At 71.7% G+C, this 17,880-nt stretch carries 12 protein-coding genes and 2 pseudogenes; 6 read left to right on the top strand and 8 right to left on the bottom strand.

Translation table 11 applies throughout. From position 1 onward, the window contains the following. Positions 1-24: 24 nt before the first annotated feature. Together DQ392_RS09635 and DQ392_RS09640 are read left to right on the top strand one after the other, a co-directional pair. Positions 25-399 carry a TraR/DksA family transcriptional regulator gene (locus DQ392_RS09635; RefSeq protein ID WP_114015130.1) on the top strand — a complete coding sequence of 125 codons (375 nt, stop codon included), beginning with the start codon at positions 25-27 and terminating at the stop codon, positions 397-399. Then, positions 396-1,217 (top strand): rod shape-determining protein, encoded by an 822-nt coding sequence (locus DQ392_RS09640; protein ID WP_114015131.1) that lies wholly within the window; start codon positions 396-398, stop codon positions 1,215-1,217. Before DQ392_RS09635 ends, DQ392_RS09640 begins: the two co-directional genes overlap by 4 nt. A gap of 37 nt (positions 1,218-1,254) precedes the next feature. On the opposite strand, the gene DQ392_RS09645 is transcribed toward DQ392_RS09640, so the two are convergent. From DQ392_RS09645 to DQ392_RS09665, 4 genes and pseudogenes are all read right to left on the bottom strand, one after another. Further along, on the bottom strand, positions 1,255-1,623 hold the full coding sequence (locus DQ392_RS09645) for a hypothetical protein (RefSeq protein WP_114015132.1): 369 nt from the start codon (positions 1,621-1,623) through the stop codon (positions 1,255-1,257). Then, a pseudogene (gene ctaD / locus DQ392_RS09650) lies at positions 1,620-3,311 on the bottom strand (aa3-type cytochrome oxidase subunit I); the annotation flags it as partial. The pseudogene ctaD and the gene DQ392_RS09645, both read right to left, overlap by 4 nt. Before the next feature lie 832 nt (positions 3,312-4,143). Beyond that, positions 4,144-5,499 carry an aspartate aminotransferase family protein gene (locus tag DQ392_RS09660; protein WP_114015134.1) on the bottom strand — a complete coding sequence of 452 codons (1,356 nt, stop codon included), beginning with the start codon at positions 5,497-5,499 and terminating at the stop codon, positions 4,144-4,146. Between the two features lie 27 nt (positions 5,500-5,526). Then, on the bottom strand, positions 5,527-7,029 hold the full coding sequence (locus DQ392_RS09665) for a CoA-acylating methylmalonate-semialdehyde dehydrogenase (protein ID WP_114015135.1): 1,503 nt from the start codon (positions 7,027-7,029) through the stop codon (positions 5,527-5,529). 124 nt (positions 7,030-7,153) lie between these two features. Between DQ392_RS09665 and DQ392_RS09670 the strand changes: the two genes are divergently transcribed. Then, positions 7,154-8,917, top strand: coding sequence for a PucR family transcriptional regulator (locus DQ392_RS09670; protein WP_114015136.1), 1,764 nt, complete (start codon positions 7,154-7,156; stop codon positions 8,915-8,917). Positions 8,918-9,217: 300 nt separating this feature from the next. Next, positions 9,218-9,727, top strand: coding sequence for a DinB family protein (locus tag DQ392_RS09675; protein ID WP_114015137.1), 510 nt, complete (start codon positions 9,218-9,220; stop codon positions 9,725-9,727). A 20-nt stretch (positions 9,728-9,747) separates the two neighbouring features. On the opposite strand, the gene DQ392_RS34400 is transcribed toward DQ392_RS09675, so the two are convergent. The 4 genes and pseudogenes from DQ392_RS34400 to DQ392_RS09690 all read right to left on the bottom strand — a co-directional run bounded on the left by DQ392_RS34400 (position 9,748) and on the right by DQ392_RS09690 (position 15,709). Beyond that, positions 9,748-9,918: a hypothetical protein gene (locus DQ392_RS34400; protein ID WP_181856355.1), complete on the bottom strand. Its 171-nt coding sequence runs from the start codon at positions 9,916-9,918 to the stop codon at positions 9,748-9,750. A 558-nt stretch (positions 9,919-10,476) separates the two neighbouring features. Then, positions 10,477-11,310: pseudogene (locus DQ392_RS09680) on the bottom strand (SigB/SigF/SigG family RNA polymerase sigma factor); the annotation flags it as partial. A gap of 133 nt (positions 11,311-11,443) precedes the next feature. Further along, a complete protein-coding gene (locus DQ392_RS09685) occupies positions 11,444-12,499 on the bottom strand; it encodes a Ppx/GppA family phosphatase (protein WP_114015306.1) in 1,056 nt (351 codons plus the stop codon). A gap of 327 nt (positions 12,500-12,826) precedes the next feature. Then, a complete protein-coding gene (locus DQ392_RS09690) occupies positions 12,827-15,709 on the bottom strand; it encodes a penicillin acylase family protein (protein WP_114015139.1) in 2,883 nt (960 codons plus the stop codon). A gap of 330 nt (positions 15,710-16,039) precedes the next feature. Here DQ392_RS09690 and DQ392_RS09695 point away from each other — a divergent pair, with 330 nt between their 5' ends. Then, positions 16,040-16,651, top strand: a complete 612-nt coding sequence (locus tag DQ392_RS09695; RefSeq protein ID WP_114015140.1) for a TetR/AcrR family transcriptional regulator — start codon at positions 16,040-16,042, stop codon at positions 16,649-16,651. Between the two features lie 79 nt (positions 16,652-16,730). Next, a complete protein-coding gene (locus tag DQ392_RS09700) occupies positions 16,731-17,765 on the top strand; it encodes a methyltransferase (protein ID WP_245981287.1) in 1,035 nt (344 codons plus the stop codon). Positions 17,766-17,880: the final 115 nt, after the last annotated feature.

Below are 17,880 nucleotides of genomic sequence, written 5' to 3' on the forward strand. Positions count from 1 at the left end.
TCTCCGCCCTGTCCAAGGGGTGACGTGGTGCACAACACATCCATCGACGACCGTCGGCCCGCCTTCCGAGCGGACGACCTGGCGACGCTCGCGGAGAACCTGCGCGAGCAGCGGCTCTTCCGGCGCGAGCAGCTGCGCCGGCTCGCGGTGACCCCCGCGGCCTGGCAGGGCACGCGGCCGGGACGGCAGGTGGCGGCACAGGCCGAGGTCCGCCGCCAGCTCGCCGCCTGCGCCCGGATGGTTCTCGTCGATGTGGAGGCGGCTCTGCGCCGGATGGAGGAGGGCAGCTACGGGGCCTGCCACCTGTGCAGGCGCGCCATCGCGCTGGAACGTTTGATGATCGTGCCGCAGGCCCGCTACTGCGGCCGCTGCCAGCAGGTACGGAGGGGGGACCGATGACCGCCTCGCACCGGGTACCGGCCACAGGGCCCGGCAGCGTCTGGCCGCTGTGCCTGCGGTGCTCGGGTGTCGCCCTCGATCTGGGCAGCGCCCGTACCCGTGCGCTGGTGGCGGGGCGGCAACGCGTTCTCGACGTGCCCACGGTCACCTTCCCCGGTGCCTCGGCCGTCCGGCCCATCCAGCGGGGCACCATCGTGGACACGGCGGGAACGGCCCGGCTGCTCGACCGCATGCTCAGCCGCCGACTGCCCCGCTTCGGCCGTCCCCTGGTCGTGCTGACCGCCCCGGTGCTGGGCGGGGTGGCCTACCGCGCCGACGCGCGCACCGCGGTCGAGGTCCTGCGGCCGCGCACCGTGCTGACCATCCCCACCGCACGGGCCGTCGCACTGGCCGCCGGGGCCGACCTGGCACGCCCCCTGCTCGTCGTGGACATCGGCGCCCATCTCACCGAAGCGGTGCTGCTGGCCCAGGGCGCGGTGTTCGACGCCCGCCGTGCCGCGCTGGGCACCGGCGACCTCGACGGGGCGACCACCGCGACCCAGTTGATCGACGCGGTGGTCACCATGGTCGGGGCGATGCGCGAGCAGGACGGCACCTCCCACACCTCGGACGCCCTCCGGCGCGGTGTCGTGCTGGCCGGGGGCGGCGCGCTGTCTCCGGGCATCACCCCGCGCCTGGCCGAGGGACTGGGCGTCCGTGTCACGGCGGTTCCCGCACCGCACACCGCGGCCGTCCGCGGCGCCGCCACCCTGCTGCGCTCCGCTCGCAACCACCCCTCCCTCAGGGGCACCGCACCGCCGGCCGCGCCGACGAACTGACGACAGGCCGCCGGTGCCGTGGCGCACGCCCCATGTCTCACGGGAGCCGGACGAGAAAGCAGACACAGGTGACCAGCGCGATGGCGAGCAGCAGCACGAGCGTCGCGCGGGCCAGGACGCGGCGCCGCAGGTGGAGGTAGCGGGCGCTGTACTCCTCGCGCAGTTCGGCGCAGCGCTCGGTGAGGCCGTGCAGCACGCGACGGGTGAGGGCCATCCGGTCCGCGGTGTAGAGGCGCACGACCTCGTCCCGCTGCCCCGTGGTGAGCCAGGGCATGCGCGCCGCGAAGGCTTCGGCCTGTGCCTCGGCCTCGCCGCGCTCGGCCTGGAGCAGCAGATATCCCTCGATCCGGTTGATGTCCGCCGCGGTCTGCCGCGCGGCGGGGGCAGTGGCCCGCACCGGTCTCATTCCCTGTCCCGGTCGCGGCCGAGCGGGGGTGCGACGCCCGCGCCGGGTTCGACGGCGTCGCGGCGGCCCGCCCACTCCGCCTGGTCCAGTTGGGAGACCTCGGGGTGGTGGAAGTCGAAGGCGGGCGACTCGGAGCGTACGCGGGGCAGTGCCACGAAGTTGTGCCGCGGGGGCGGACAAGAGGTGGCCCATTCGAGGGAGCGCCCGTAGCCCCACGGGTCGTCCTCGTGCACGAGGGGCGCGGTCCTGGCGGTCTTCCACACGTTGAACAGGAACGGCAGCGTCGAGGCGCCGAGCAGGAAGGCGCCGATGGTGGAGAGGGTGTTGAGCGCGGTGAACCCGTCGGCGTCCAGATAGTCGGCGTACCGGCGGGGCATGCCTTCCGCGCCGAGCCAGTGCTGGACCAGGAACGTCAGGTGGAACCCGACGAACAGGAGCCAGAAGTGGACCTTCCCCCAGTACTCGTCGAGCATCTTGCCGGTGAACTTCGGCCACCAGAAGTAGAAGCCGGCGAACATGGCGAAGACGACCGTGCCGAAGACGACGTAGTGGAAGTGCGCGACCACGAAGTAGGAGTCGGAGACGTGGAAGTCCATCGGCGGGGAGGCCAGCAGCACGCCCGTCAGCCCGCCGAAGAGGAAGGTCACCAGGAACCCCGTGGTCCACAGCATGGGCGTCTCGAAGGAGAGTGACCCCTTCCACATGGTGCCGATCCAGTTGAAGAACTTCACACCGGTCGGCACCGCGATCAGGAACGAGAGGAAGGAGAAGAACGGAAGCAGCACGCCCCCGGTCACGAACATGTGGTGGGCCCACACGGTGACGGACAGCCCGGCGATGGCGATGGTGGCCCCGATCAGGCCGACGTATCCGAACATCGGCTTGCGTGCGAAGACGGGGATGATCTCGGAGACGATGCCGAAGAACGGCAGCGCGATGATGTAGACCTCGGGGTGGCCGAAGAACCAGAAGAGGTGCTGCCACAGCAGCGGGCCGCCGTTCTCGGCGCTGTAGACGTTCGCGCCGAACTTGCGGTCGGCCTCCAGCGCGAACAGCGCGGCGGCCAGCACGGGGAAGGCCATGAGCACCAGGACGCTGGTGAGCAGGACGTTCCAGCTGAAGATCGACATGCGGAACATGGTCAGTCCCGGGGCGCGCATGCAGATGATGGTCGTCGCGAAGTTGACGGCGCCCAGGATCGTTCCGAAGCCGGAGAGCGCCAGGCCCATCACCCACAGGTCGGCGCCCATACCGGGGGAGCGGATGGCGTCGGAGAGCGGGGTATAGGCGAACCAGCCGAAGTCTGCGGCGCCCTGCGGGGCGAGGAAACCGGCGATGGCGATGAGCGCGCCGAACAGGTACAGCCAGTAGGAGAGCATGTTCAGCCGGGGGAAGGCCACGTCGGGGGAGCCGATCTGCAACGGCATGATGGCGTTGGCGAATCCGGCGAACAGGGGCGTGGCGAAGAAGAGCATCATCACGGTGCCGTGCATCGTGAAGGCCTGGTTGTACTGCTCGTTGGAGAGCACCTGCGTGCCGGGGCGTGCCAGCTCGGCCCGCATGAACAGCGCCATCAGCCCGCCCAGCAGGAAGAAGACGAACGCGCTGATCATGTAGAGCGAGCCGATCTTCTTGTGGTCCGTCGTGGTGAGCCACGCGACCACGACGTTGCCGGGCTTCCGCTGCCGAGGCTCGTGAGGCGTGTGTGCCTCCGTCGCCTCCGTGTGTACTGCCACCTTCCGCCCTCTTCCCGTGTCCTGATGCCCGTTGGGGACCGTTCGCCGGGCGCGCGGCCAAAAGCGCGGGATGAAGCGCGGCGCGTCGCCCTCGCACGTGGGACGCGCCCAGCGGTGCTCGCGGGCAACTACAGCGTGTCCCGGCCTCTCTCGCGTGCATTCAGCCATTCGTGGGCGCGCAGCGGAAGGAGATCACCGTTGTCACCTCTTGTGGTGATTCTGTGACGGACCTTCGTGGCCTGCGCCACGCTCGGCTGGGCGCGCTCCTGGCCGGGCGATCCGATGCGTGCCGCCTCCCGCCCGCGGCCTGCGGAAACCCCGCGGGGCCCGAGCGGGGCGGAGTGGAGATCACCGGCATGCGGTACCGCTCCCGGCTGCCACCACACCGCCCTCTCGGCCCGGTACCGGATCACCAACCCGGCACCGAACCCCTCGCCCACGCCGTCACGTTCACGTTCGTTCCGGCGTCGGGAGAGGCGATGTCGACCACGGAGCGGACAGTGGGCCCTGCGGGGACCGGGCGGACGGTGCGGCACTCCCTCCCGTACGGAGGCGGACCGAGGCGCGCGAAGGCCGGTGCCCGTCATGGTGACGCCCGAACTCGTCCTCGGAACGACGGGCAAGCTCGGCGTCGGCCCGTGGAGAAAGGAGACCGGTCCCCCGGGCCGGGCCGACCGCCGGCCGTGACAGCCGGCCGGCGGTGGAAGCCTCCTGGGGGCGTAAGGCGCCCGGAGCGGGCGGCCGCCCGGCCGTGAAGGGCGGCCTGCCGCCGGCGGCGTCCGGATCAGCCGTCCACCGTGTGGCGGTCGGCCACGGTGAGCGCCTTGTCCAGGGCCTCCAGTCCCTCCCGCGCCTCGTCGGCGCTGAGGGTGCACGGCGGTACGACGTGCAGACGGTGGTAGTTGGTCATCGGGATCATCCCGCCGGCCTTGCAGGCGGCGACCAGCTCCGTCATGGCGGTGCTGGTGCCGCCGTAGGGGGCCAGCGGCTCCTTCGTCGCCCGGTCGCTGACCAGGTCCAGGGCCCAGAAGACGCCCATGCCCCGCACCTCGCCGACGCAGGGGTGGCGCTCCGCCAGCTCGCGCAGCCCCGGACCCAGCACGGTCTCGCCGATCAGATCCGCGTTCTCCACCACGCCCTCGTCCTTCATGACGTTGATCGTGGCGACGGCCGCCGCGGTGGCCAGCGGGTGACCCGAGTACGTCAGCCCGCCCGGGAAGGGCCTCTCGGCGAAGGTGTCGGCGATCCGGTCGCCCAGCGCGACGCCGCCCAGCGGCACGTAGCCGGAGTTGACGCCCTTCGCGAAGGTCATCAGGTCGGGGACGACGCCGTCGCGCTCGATGGCGAACCACCGTCCTGTGCGCCCGAAACCGGCCATGACCTCGTCCGCGACGAAGACGATGCCGTACCGGTCGGCCAGCGCCCGCACGCCTGCCAGGTAGCCGGGCGGCGGCGGCATGATGCCCGCCGTACCCGGCACGGACTCCAGCACGATCGCGGCGAAGGAGCCGGGTCCCTCGAAGGCGATGACCTCTTCCAGGTGCCGCAGCGCCCGCTCGGTCTCCTCCTCGGGGCTGCTGGAGTGGAAGGGGGAGCGGTAGGGGAAGGGGCCGAAGAAGTGGACGGTGCCGGCGGTCCCGTAGTCGTTGGGCCAGCGGCGCGGGTCACCGGTGAGGTTGATGGCCGTGCTCGTGCCGCCGTGGTACGAGCGGTAGGCGGAGAGCACCTTGTAGCGCCCGGTGTGCAGGCGGGCCATGCGCACGGCGTGCTCGACGGCGTCGGCGCCGCCATTGGTGAAGAACACCTTGTCGAGCGTGCCGGGGGTCAGCTCGGCGATGAGCCGGGCGGCCTCCGAGCGCTGGTCGTTGACGTGCTGCGGCGCGATGGTGCACAGCCGGTCGGCCTGCGCCTTGACGGCCTCGACCACGCGGGGGTGCTGGTGCCCGATGTTGGTGTTGACCAGCTGGCTGGAGAAGTCCAGATACCTGGTGCCCTCGCCGTCCCAGACGTAGCTGCCGCGTGCCGCGGAGACCACCATGGGGTCGATCCGGGCCTGGGCCGACCAGGAGTGGAAGACGTGGGCGCGGTCGAGTTCGTACGCGCGTGCCGCGGCGGCGGTGTCGATGAGGGGCTCGGTCATGCGGGTGCTCTCTTTCCGCGAGAGGTGTCAGACGTTCTGCGGGAAGCCGAGGTCGATGCCGCCGTGGCTCGGGTCGAGCCAGCGCGAGGTGATGACCTTGCCGCGCGTGTAGAAGTGCACGCCCTCGGCACCGTGCGCGTGGGTGTCACCGAACAGGGAGCTCTTCCAGCCGCCGAAGGAGTAGTAGGCCATGGGGACCGGCACCGGCACGTTGATGCCCACCATGCCGACCTCGACCTCGTTGTGGAACCTGCGGGCCGCGCCGCCGTCGTTGGTGAAGATGGCGGTGCCGTTGCCGTACGGGTTGGCGTTGATCAGCTCCAGCGCCTCGTCGTAGGTCTCGACGCGCAGCACCGACAGCAGCGGGCCGAAGACCTCGTCCGTGTAGACGGACATGTCCGGCGTCACGTGGTCGATGAGGGTCGGCCCGAGCCAGAAGCCCTCGGTGCCGCCGTCGGCCTGCACCTCGCGGCCGTCCACGACGAGGGTGGCGCCCTGCTCGGCACCGGCCTGCACGTAGGAGGCGACCTTGTCCCGGTGGGCGCCCGTGACGAGCGGGCCCATGTCGCAGCCCCGCCGCCCGTCGCCGGTACGCAGCGCCGTGGCGCGCGCGGCGATCTTCGCCACCATCTCGTCGGCGATGTCCCCGACGGCGACGAGGGCGCTGACGGCCATGCAGCGTTCACCGGCCGAGCCGAAGCCCGCGTTGACGGCCGCGTCGGCGGCCACGTCCAGGTCCGCGTCGGGCAGGACGACCATGTGGTTCTTCGCGCCGCCCAGCGCCTGTGCGCGCTTGCCGGCCGCGGTGCCGCGCTCGTAGACGTACCGTGCGATCGGCGTGGAGCCGACGAAGGACACCGCCTTGACGTCCGGGTGGTCGCACAGCGCGTCCACGGCCGTCTTGTCGCCGTGGACGACGTTGAAGACACCGTCGGGCAGCCCCGCCTCGGCCCACAGCGCCGCGAGCCAGTTGGCGGCCGACGGGTCCTTCTCGGACGGCTTGAGGAGCACCGTGTTGCCCGTAGCGACGGCCACGGGGAAGAACCACATCGGCACCATGGCCGGGAAGTTGAACGGGCTGATGACCGCGACCGGGCCCAGCGGCTGCCGAATGGACGCCACATCCACCTTCGTGGAGGCGTTCTCCGTCATCCCGCCCTTCATCAGGTGCGCGATGCCGCAGGCGAACTCCACGACCTCCAGGCCGCGGGTGACCTCGCCCAGCGCGTCGTCGAGCACCTTGCCGTGCTCCGCGGTGATGATGTCCGCCAGCTCGCCCTTGCGGGCGTTGAGCAGCTCCCGGAACGCGAAGAGCACCTGGGTGCGCTTCGCCAGCGAGGTGTCGCGCCAGGCCGGGAAGGCCGCACGGGCCGCGGCGACCGCCGCCGCGACGTCGTCCTCGGTCGCCAGCGCCACGTTCTTGGTGGTCTCGCCGGTCGCCGGGTCGAAGACCTCGCTCGTGCGGGAGGCGGCGGGCAGGAACTCCGCGCCGCCGACCCAGTGCGGAACCGTCGTGACACTCGTGCTCATCCAGGACCTCCCAGCCCGTACGGCCGGGACTCTCCGCGGCCGCACTGGCCACTATGGGCGCCGAGGAGGCTGCCGGTGCCCTGCACAGCGTAAGAGAGTGCGGGCGTTCTTTTACACTGTGGCAATGCCTCTCTCCGTCCGTGACGTCCTCGCTCTGGAGCCACTGCGTGCGGGTTCCCCGCAGGTCGTCGCCGGTGCCGAGCGCCTCGCCAGGCCAGTGAGGTGGGTGCACGTGAGCCAGCTTTCCGACCTGACGGGGCTGCTGCGCGGCGGCGAGCTCGTCCTCACCACCGCTGAGGGGCCCGCCGGGGCCCGGGACGAGCCGGCCCTGTCCGCCTACCTCGCCCGGCTGGACGCGGCGGGGGCGGCAGGTGTGGTGATCGAGGCCGTGGGCCCCGCGAGCGGCGGCGAGACGGGGGCGGACGAGCGGCCGCGGGGCGGCGAGAGCCGCCCGCCGGGTGGCGGAAGCGGCCTGGGCGCGGAGCGTCTGGACGCAGACGGCCCGGACTGGGCGGAGGCCCTCGCGCGGGCCGCCGAAGGACTGCGGTTCCCCGTGATCCTCCTGCGGCAGGAGGTGCGGTTCGTGGATGTGACCGAGGCCGTGCACAGCCAGATCGTCAACGAGCACTACGAGGAGCTCAAGTTCGCCCAGCGCACGCACGAGGCGTTCACCACGCTGAGCCTCGAACACGCCGCGCTGGAGACCGTCGTGGGACGCGCCGCCGCGCTCTCCGGCACGGCCGTCGTCTTCGAGGACGTCGCCCACCGCGTGCTCGCCTCCACTCCCGGCCCCGGCGGCTCCACCGTCGATCTGCTGACCGGCTGGGAGAGGCGGTCCCGGCTGGCGCCGGAGCTGGACCGCACCGGCGTCGGCGGCGGCGAGGACTGGCTGCACACACCCGTCGTCGTGCACCAGCGGGTGTGGGGCCGGCTCGTCATGCCGGACGCCCGGGGAACGGACGGCGGCCTCGCGCCCAGGGTGCGGATGGTGCTCGAACGGGCGGCCCAGGCGCTGTCGCTGCGGCTGATGGCCGAGCAGGACCAGGCCGACGTCGAGCGAAGGGCCCAAGGCGGGCTCCTCAACGACCTCGCGGAAGGCCGCGTGTCCGCGGAGCCGGAGGCGCTGGCCCGCGCCGAGGCGGTCGGACTGCGCCCGGGGGCCCGCTACCTTCCGCTGGCGCTGCGCTTCGCCCACCCGCCGGCCGCCGACCCGCTCGACGTCCAGCGCCGCGACCGGCGCCACCTGGAGGCCGTCGTCCGCGCCGCCAAGGCCGCCGGTATCTCCGCCCTGGTCACCGCGAACCACACCGGCGAGATCCGCGTGCTGTTCTCCTGCGCGGGGCCGACGCAGGAGGACCGGCTGCTGGAGCGCTTCGCCGGGCTGCTGGACCAGCAGCTTCCCGGCTCGGGGCAGCACGGGGCCGGACAGCACCGGCGCATCGGCGTCGGGCACGGCGCTTCCTCGCTCCTCGCCGCCGCGCGCCGGCTGCCGGAGGCCGCCCACATCGCGGAGGTCGCCGCCGGGATGGACGGCGCGGAGCGGCCCTTCCACCGCAGCGCGGACCTGCGGCTGCGCGGGCTCTTGTCCCTGCTGCGGGACAACCGGCACCTCCAGGCGTTCGCCGAGACGGAGCTGTACCGGATCCTGGAGGACGAGGCACGCAACGGTCCGGGACTGCTCGGCCTCCTGCGCGACTACCTGGCGGTGAACGGCAACAAGAACGCTCTGGCGCGGCGCACCCGGCTGAGCAGGCCGACGCTGTACACCCGGATCGCCGCGATCGAGCGCCTGCTCGGCGTGGACCTGGAGGACCCCGAGTCCCGTGCCTGCCTCTACGTGGCCCTCCTCACCCGCGACCTGGTCGCCCCGCACACCCGAACGCCGTGAGAGGCGCCGGCGGCGGGGTCCGGGGTCAGACGCCGGCGGCCGACCGTATCCAGGAGCGGTACCGGGTACTCTTCTGATCCGCAGGGTTCCTCGATTCCGAAGACGCGCCTCGCCCCGGCGCGTGGAGGCCAGGGGAATACGGGTCCAGGATTCCGGACGTCGAGGAGACGCGGGTAATACCGTTCTCTCAGAACGCCGCGTTATGGGCCGGGGCTTGGGCGCCGCGACCGGAGCGGTGCTTGTGGCCTCCGTGGCAGGAGACGGGAGCCTCGACGCAGGCGCGGATGAGGAGCGTGGCCAGTGACCAGCCAGACGCGTACAGCACCACCCCGTTCCGCAGACGAACGCGCCACGCTGCGGGCCTTCCTCGACTACCATCGCGCGACCCTCGCCATGAAGTGCGAGGGGCTGACGGACGACGAACTGCGGCAGCGGTCGATGCCGCCGTCCACGCTGTCGCTGCTCGGTCTCGTGCGGCACATGGCCGAGGTGGAGCGCGCCTGGTTCCGCCGGGTGTTCGAGGACAACGACGCGCCCATGGTCTGGTCCGACGAGACCGACTTCCAGGCGGCGTATGACGCGAGTGCGTCCACGAGAAGCGAGGCGTTCGCCGCCTGGGACGCTGAGGTGGCGCACTCGCGCCGTATCGAGCGGGAGGCCGCGTCCCTGGACCAGGCCGGGCACCAGCCGAGATGGAGCGCGGACGTGTCACTGCGGATGGTGATGGTGCACGTGCTGCTGGAGTACGGCCGCCACAACGGACACGCGGATCTTCTGCGTGAGGGCGTCGACGGGACCGTCGGCGCCTGAGCCGCGGGGATGCGGCGAGTTCAGTCGTCCGGCTCGCCGTACGCCTGCTCCTGGGCCTCACGATCGGGGCGCAACGCGTCCCCCGCCTCGCCGGTGTGCTCGTCGTCCTCCTCGACGTGGGTCAGCGCCTCCCGTACCTCCTCTTCCGTCTCTTGCGCGGCGGTGCGCGGGGCCTTCTCGTGCTCGTTCACGTGCGTGCTCCCTTCCGGGGCCGGCGATTCCGCCGTGCGTTCGCTCGTACGTTCCGCCGCACGTCGCGTCGTACGGCGGTCGCCGGGTGCCCTGCCGCGGGAGCGCGTATGCATGTGCCCGGAGCACGGTGCGGGCCCGTGGCCAGGCGCCGCCGGTCACCGAACTGCCAAGGAGGGGCCTGCGGCACGGCTGCCGGCTCAGGCGCGCCGGTGTCCGCCCGAGGCCCCGGCGCGGGGCCGGTTGGCCGCCCAGTGCCGCAGGTCACCGAGGCCGTAGAGCAGCGCGTTGCCGCGCTTGCCCGACGCGGCGGGGAAGGCGGGATCGTTGGCGCGTGCCCAGCGCAGCGCCGCCAGCGTGGTGTCGGGCAGGTGCGCGGGGACCTGGCGCAGGTCCACCAGGTCTCCGTCGTCCCCGGCGCTCGCGGCGGGTGGCGTGTCGGAGGAGGGGACCGGCTTCCCCCGCGGGGCGGGCGGCGGCGGGGCCCAAGCCTCCGGGGCGTCCGGCGCCGCCGTGCAGGTCTGCTCCGGCCGCTGTGGGGCCGGCTCCCCGGCGGGCGTCATGCCGTCGCGGAGGCGGCCCAGGAGCCGGTTCAGGAGGCGGGAGACGTGCATCTGGGTGACCCCGAGGCGCTCTCCGATCTCCGTCTGGGTGAGCTCGTCGACGAAGCGGTAGTGGAGGAGTTTCCGGTCGCGTTTGTCGAGGGCGGAGATGAGAGGGGCGAGGGTGTGGAAGTCCTCGACCAGTTCGAGTGCGGGGTCGGGTGAGCCGATGCGGTGGGCGAGGGCGGTGTCGTCGTCACCGGTCGAGGTGGTGTCGAGGGAGGAGGTGGTGTAGCCGTTGGAGGCCTTCTGCGCCTCGACGACCTCGCTTTCCGGCAGTGACATGAGCGCGGCCAGTTCGGCGACCGTCGGTTCGCGGTCGAGCCGGGAGCGCAGTTCCTCGGCGGCGCGCACGAGTTGGGCGCGGGCTTCCTGCAAGCGGCGGGGGACGTGGACGGCCCAGGTGGTGTCGCGGAAGAAGCGCTTGATCTCTCCGACGATGTAGGGCACGGCGAAGGTGGTGAAGGCCAGTTCGCGGGAGACCTGGAAGCGGTCGATCGCCTTGATGAGCCCGATGGTGCCGACCTGGACGATGTCGTCCATCTCCTCGCCGCTGGAGCGGAACCTGGAGGCGGCGTAGCGCACCAGGGACAGGTTCATCTCGATCAGCGTGTCCCGCACGTAGCTGTACTCGCGGGTGCCCTCCTCCAGGGAGTCCAGGCGGGCGAGGAAGTCCCGCGTCAGCGTGCGCGCGTCCCGGGGAGAGACCAGGGCCGGATCCCCGAGCGGGAAGGAAGGACCGGCTGCCCCGGCCTCGATGCTCCCGCTGTCCGTAAGACCGGTCACCATCATGGCTTCGCCTCCATACGCGTTCCGGCTGGCCCAGGTCACGACTGTGTCACGACATCTGCCCACCGTGCGCCGTTGCATGTCACCCATCGGCGCGCCGTCTTCGCGGCCCGCCCCGATCCGGCCACCCGGCCACTCACGGGTGAGCCCTCTGGTACGCGCGCGCGTCGTCGCCCACGTGCCCGCCTCTGACCGCGCTGGCCGGTGCGGGCGGGCCGTCCGCGCGCCTCTCGTGCGGCACTCCGCCTTCCGGTTCGCCCGCGGTGAGGGGCCCTGGGCCCTCCAGATGTTCCAGGAGTACGCCTTCACGCAGCGCCCACGGGCAGATGAGCAACTGCTCCAGGCCGAGGAGACCCATCGCGGCGTGCGCGGTCACGGCGCCCGCCAGGATCTGGCCGGCGCGGGCCGGTGAGACCCCGGGAAGACGGGCGCGTTCGGCCGCGGGCAGCTCGGCCAGCGTCCCGATCTGCCGCCCGAGCCGGCCGCGGTCCAACGTACGTCGCACGAACGGGCCTTTGCGCCCCGGCGCGGCCCCGCACAGCCGGGCCAGTTGCTGGAAGGTGCGGGAGGTGGCCACGGCCGTGTGCGGTTCCTCCCAGCGGATCCGGGCGGCCACGTCGCGGAGCTGGTGCCTGACCTGGCGGCGCAGCGCCTTGACCGCCCCGCGGGCGGGCGGGTCCGCCGCCCCGAAGTGCTCGCGCGTCAGGTGACGGGCCCCCAGCGGCAAGGACACGGCGAAGTCAGGGAGCCCGGTGCGTCCGAAGGCCACCTCGAGGGATCCGCCGCCGATGTCGATCAGGACGAGGGAACCGGCGCGCCAGCCCATCCAGCGGCGGGCCGCCAGGAACGTCAGTTCCGCCTCCCGGTCACCGGACATCACCTTCAGGTCGATCCCCGCCTCGTCGCGCACGGTCCGCAGCACCTGTTCGCGGTTGGGCGCGTGGCGCACGATGGCCGTGGCGAACGCCATCAGCCGGCGCACCCCCCACCTGCTGGCCTCGTCCCGCGCCGCGGCTGCCGCTTCGACCAGCCGGGCGACCGCGTCACCCGGCAGCTGACCGTCCTCGGCCACGTCGTCGGCCAGCCGCAGCGGGTACTTGACCGTGTGGAGGGGGAGAGGCGCCGCGCCGTCCGCGTCCGCGATCTCCAGCCGGACGGTGTTCGACCCCACGTCCAGCACACCCAGCCGCACGCCTGTCATCGTCTCGAGCCTCCTTGTCGGCACACACCGCGCGAAGGCTCGCGCGGACGGCCGCGCAGACCGTGGCCTGCCTTCCGGTACTCCTCCTCGTCCCGCCGGCCTCCCGGCCGCACCCGCCGACGTCACCGCGGGGTACTCACCCGTCACCGCAGGGTACTCGCCGGCCACCGGTACCCGTTCCCGGGTCAGCCATGCCGCGCCCGGAGGACGTGTCGGCCCGATCCGCGGCCCGCACCCGGGGCGGACGCGCGTGGAGGGGCACCGGACCTGCCGGTACCCCTCCACTGCCGTGCCGCCCTTCTCACTCGCCGCGCCGGCTCACCGGTGTGCGGGGAACTGCACCACCTGCTGGTAGGTCGGGCGGTTCTGCCAGTTGGTCAGATCGTCGGTGATGCCGCCCAGCGGACGCTGCTGGATGGAGTCGGCACACCACTGGTCGCCCGCCTCGCACACGTCGTCGCCCGGGTACGTCTGCTCCGCCGGGGTTTGCGCGGCCTCGGCGAGCGTGCTCAGCAGCGTCGCGCGGCACTGCGCCACGTCACCCGCGCCGCAGAACTTCTCGGGTGCCGCGCCCGGTACCTTCTCGCCGAGGACGCTGCGCAGGTCCTTGTGCACAGAGGACCACCATCCGTGCTGGAAGGCCGAGCCCTTGTGGGCCACTCCATCACCCGGGGTGGAGGGCGTCTCGTCGATCTGCAACGCGTTCGTCAGTGCGTCGTAGAGCTCCCCTCCCATGGCGGGACGGAACGCGCCCTCGGCCAGCAGCGGCCACCAGGCGTCCATCAGCCGGACGGCGTCGGAGTGGGCGTAGGTCTTGCTGCCCGGACTGGTCTCCTTGCGCTCCGCACCGTCCTCCAGCCAGCTGCGGAGGCCGTCGACGGCCTCCTTCTGCCCGGGGTCCGTGACCTTCTCGGTGTCGATGACCTTCAGCAGTTCGGGCAGTACCGCCTCGCCGCGCAGGTCGGTGACCGCCGCGTCCTCCATGGCGCGGGTCAGGGAGGCGCGCGAGACCTTCTTGCCGTCGCTGATCAGATCCTTGATCCGGTTGTCGAGGAGATCGCTGCGGTAGACGGGCCCGTCGCCGAAGCCGGCCACCGTGTACCCCTTGGCGATCTTGTTGTTCCAGGACTCGTAGTAGTCCTGGTCGACGTCGTTGGGGTGTTCGCCGAAGGGCGTGTTCGGGACCGTGTTCGTCTCCGGGTCCCAGCCCCGCCACTCGGTCTTCTCGCTCGCTCGGATGGGCAGGTTCGGATCCACCCTTGGACTGCGCGTCGGGTTGAGGCCGGAGTTGTAGTAGGCCGTGTGCTCGGCGTCGGCGTAGAACCAGTTGAAGGTGTAGCCGATCTTCGAGGCCGCCTTCTGGAAGCTCTCGGGACCCGTCACCGCTTCGGGGTCGTTGAACATCTGGAAGCCGATCAGCGTGTCGACCTCGTGCTGGTAGGTGGAGCGCAGCGTGGTGTAGGCGACCGGTTTGCCGTCGACGGTGGCGCGGTAGCGGACCACCCCGTACTTCGTCCGGTGGGCGACCAGCTTGTACGAGCCCTTCTTCGTGCCGTCGGCGATGGTCGGGCTCCAGGCGTTCTTGCGGACGAGCTTCTCCATCGGCGTGCAGGTGCCGTGGAACAGGTACGCGGTGGAGTTCTTCGTCGCGGGGCTGCCGTCGGTGTTGCACAGGTCGAGGGCGTAGGTGTCGGTCATGTTCTGGTTGGCCGACGTGGCGCTCCAGGCGTAGTCCTGGCCGCGCCCGAGCTGTACGTACAGGTTGAGCCCGGCGAAGGCGGCGCCGCGGGCGCTGAGGCCCGGGCCCTGGATTTCCTGGAGCATCAGCAGCTGCGGCGCGAAGTAGCCGGTCTGCGGGCCGAAGACGGCCACGGGGTTGCCGGTGTCGGTGTGCTTGCCGGAGACCACGAGGGCGTTGGACATGCCGTGCTTGCGCGAGAAGAGGTCCTTGGGAAGGACGCCGTCGGACATCGCGCCCTTCGCCTCGGCCAGCTTCGGCTTGTGGCGCAGGTTGGCCTGAGCGGTGTCCGAGCGGTCCCGCGCCTCGTCGGCGGCGGCACCGCCTCCCTCGCCGCCGGTCCTTCGCTTCGCCTTCGCACCGTCGGCGGCCGACCCCGTGGGGTCGTAGACGACCTGCTGCTTGTCCACCGAGCCGGGGTCGGGCATGGCCACCCCGTGCGGGTTCTCGGGACTGGCCGCGTAGTCGAACCGCTGGCCGTCGTGGAGGGTGAGGTCGGCCTCCGGGTCGTTCTGCATCCGGAAGGCCCGGTAGACCTTCTCGCCCTTCTCCTTGCCGTACTTGTGCTGGGCGGCCTGCTTGACGAGGGCGGCGGCGACCTGCTCACCACCGCCGGAGCCGAACAGGGCGCTGATGACGGTGCCGATGGCGACCAGGTCGGTGGGCTCGAACGGCTCGATCCCCTCGCCGGTGAGGATGTCGGCGTTGCCGGTCAGGTCGTACTCGCCGGGGAAGTACAGTCCCTTCTTCGCGTCGTCGATGTACCGGTTGAGCCCCTTGAGGTAGGCGGTGACGTCCTGGTAGGCCTGCCGGCCCCGCGGCCCGGAGTCGCGTACCCGGTCGACCTGTGCCTTCAGCTCGCTCTCCTTGTACGCGCCGCCCAGGTAGAACTGCTGCTCCAGCTGCCTGTTGCCCTCGGCGCCGCCCGCGAAGGACGTCAGTCGGCCGCGGCCGATGTGCCGGAAGACGTCCATCATCCACAGCCGGTCCTGGCCGGCCGCGTATCCGGCCCCGTACTCCGTGCCGGCGCGGGTCGTCCCCTTGATGTGCGGGATCCCGGACGTGTCCCGGGTGATGGTGACGTCCTTGCGTCCGCCGGGGTTCTTGCTGCTCTCCACCTGGTCGTCGGGCACGCCGAAGGAGGCGTCGTTGAAGAAGGTGCTCAGCTTGCCGTTGGTCAGGCCCGCGTAGTTGTCCACCAGGTCGGCGTACTTGCCCAACTGGTCGTCGGTGTGCTTGGGCTTGGCACCGGTGATCTTGTTGAGGATGATCTGTGCTGCGGTCGCCGAGCCGTTCTGGCCGGGCGGCAGGACGTCGTGGCACTGCCCCTCGCAGTAGTCCGTCACCCGAGAGGACGTCGCGCCAGTACGCTCCGGCGCGGCGGGAGCGGCGACCGCGAGCGAGGGCGCCGCGGTCACCACCAGACAGGCTGCCGTGACCAGGCCGGTCCATCGTTTTCGCATCTGGCGCTCCTCCAGACGATCGCTGCTCGACGGGGCGCGCCGCGAGATCGGCCTGCCGCGTCCTGTGACCGGCACAGAATGCGGTCGCCGGATTATCAGGTCAACCGTCCCGGACGCTTGACCTGTCGAGGTGGCGTGACGGACCCTCAAGCTGCTCTCTGCCCGTATCCACCGCGCACAATTCGGTCCCCAGCCGCCCAAATCCAGCCAGTCCGCGCCCCGTTGAAGTCCGCCGCATGAGCCCGCCCCGGGCTTCTCGCACGGTCTCCACGCGACTTTCACCGTCGCCGTCCGCGGCGAGCCGCCCCGGACCCGAGGAGGAAGCCGACCATGGAACGGCTGCCGTCGACGCAACGGCGCAGACAACTGGTGGAAGCGGCCATCCGCGTGATGACCCGCGCCGGTGTCGCGCGGGCGACGACCCGCTCCATCTGCGCGGAGGCCGGCGTCTCGCTCAGCGTCTTCCACTACTGCTTCGACTCCAAGCAGGCGTTGTTCGAAGACGTCATGGAGACGATCACCGCGCACTCGGTGACACCCGTCGCCGCACGCATCCAGCCCACCGACGGCATGCACGAGAGCGTCAGGGCCGCGCTCGACACCTACTGGGGCCATGTGCTCGCCCACCCGGACGAGCACATGCTCACCTACGAACTCACCCAGTACGCCCTGCGCCAGCCCGGCTTCGAGTACCTTGCCAGGCGCCAGTACGAGCAGTACGCCGCCGCCAACCGCGACCTGATCGAGCACCTGTGCGCGGACCTCGGGCTGCGGCTCCTCGTTCCGCCCGAGACCCTGGTGCGCTACCTCGCCTCGATGATCGACGGCCTCACCCTCAACTACCTCGTCCTCGGTGACGGCGAGGGAGCCGCCGCCGTCCTCGACACCCTCGCCGCACACGTCGTCGGTTTCCTGGCGCACCAGGACACCGCCGCGCGATGAGCCGCGTGTCACGAACGCCGCCGACGCGCCGCGGTCGGCGACCGTGGTGTGGCACACCCCCGCAGACAGGAGCGAACCGGTGACCTCCACCCAGGACGACCAGCCGACCGGAGTGCCAGTACCCGCACCCCTAGGCCCGCTGCGCGACCTGATGTACGGGCACATCCACGCCTCGGCCCTGCGCGCCGTCGTGGAGCACGGGATCGCCGACCTCTTGGCGGACGGGCCCCGCACCGCGGAGGAACTGGCCGACCGCTCCGGCACCCGGGCCGATCCGCTGCGCCGGGTGCTGCGGCTGCTGGCCGCGCGCGGCCTCTTCCACGAGGAGAACGGCGCCTTCGCCCTCACCGACAGCGGCGCGGCCCTGCGCACGGACGTCCCCGGCTCGCAGCACGCCCCCGTCATGATGTTCACGGACGAGATGTTCCGCCGGGCCGCGGCCGGCATCCCCGGCGCCGTGCGCACCGGAGAGCCCGGCTTCGACGCGGCCTACGGCTGTTCCTTCTTCGACCACCTGGCCGCAGCGCCCGACAAGAGCCGGCTCTTCGACGCCGCGATGACCTCGCGCCCCGGCACCGTCAACGCGCACGTCGCCGACGGCTACCCGTTCCCGGACAGCGGCACGCTCGTCGACGTCGGCGGCGGCAGGGGCGGTCTCCTGCGCGACCTCCTCACCCGCTTCCCCGGCCTGACCGGCGTCCTCCACGACCGGCCCGGGACCGTCGCCGAACACCTGCTGGACGAACCGGGCTTGGAAGGGCGCTGGAGCACGAAGGGCGGCGACTTCTTCACCGCCGTACCCCGAGGCGGTGACCTCTACCTGCTCAAGAACGTCCTCCACGACTGGGCCGACGAGGACTGCCTGCGCATCCTCGGTGCCGTGCGGGCGGCGGTGACGCCGGGCACCAGACTGCTGGTGATCGACGCGGTGCTGCCGGACGACGGCACTCCGCATCCCGCTCTCGATCTGGACATCGTCATGCTCATGGTCGTCAGGGGCCGGGAGCGCACCGCCGCGGACTTCCGGGCGCTGCTGGAGAGCTCCGGATTCCGGCTCAACCGCGTCCTTGCGACCCCGTCCCTGTCCTCGCTCATCGAGGCGGAGGCCGTCTGAGCCGCGCCGCGCACGGCCTGTGAGATGGATCTCGAAGAATTCACCGGCCAGGTGGGCAACTGGCCTCCCTTGTGTCTTTTGCCGGGCCGGTTCGCGTGTCGGGTTCTTCAGAGCT

Origin of the sequence: Streptomyces reniochalinae (assembly GCF_003323735.1) — a bacterium.
Classification (GTDB): Bacteria; Actinomycetota; Actinomycetes; order Streptomycetales; family Streptomycetaceae; genus Streptomyces; species Streptomyces reniochalinae.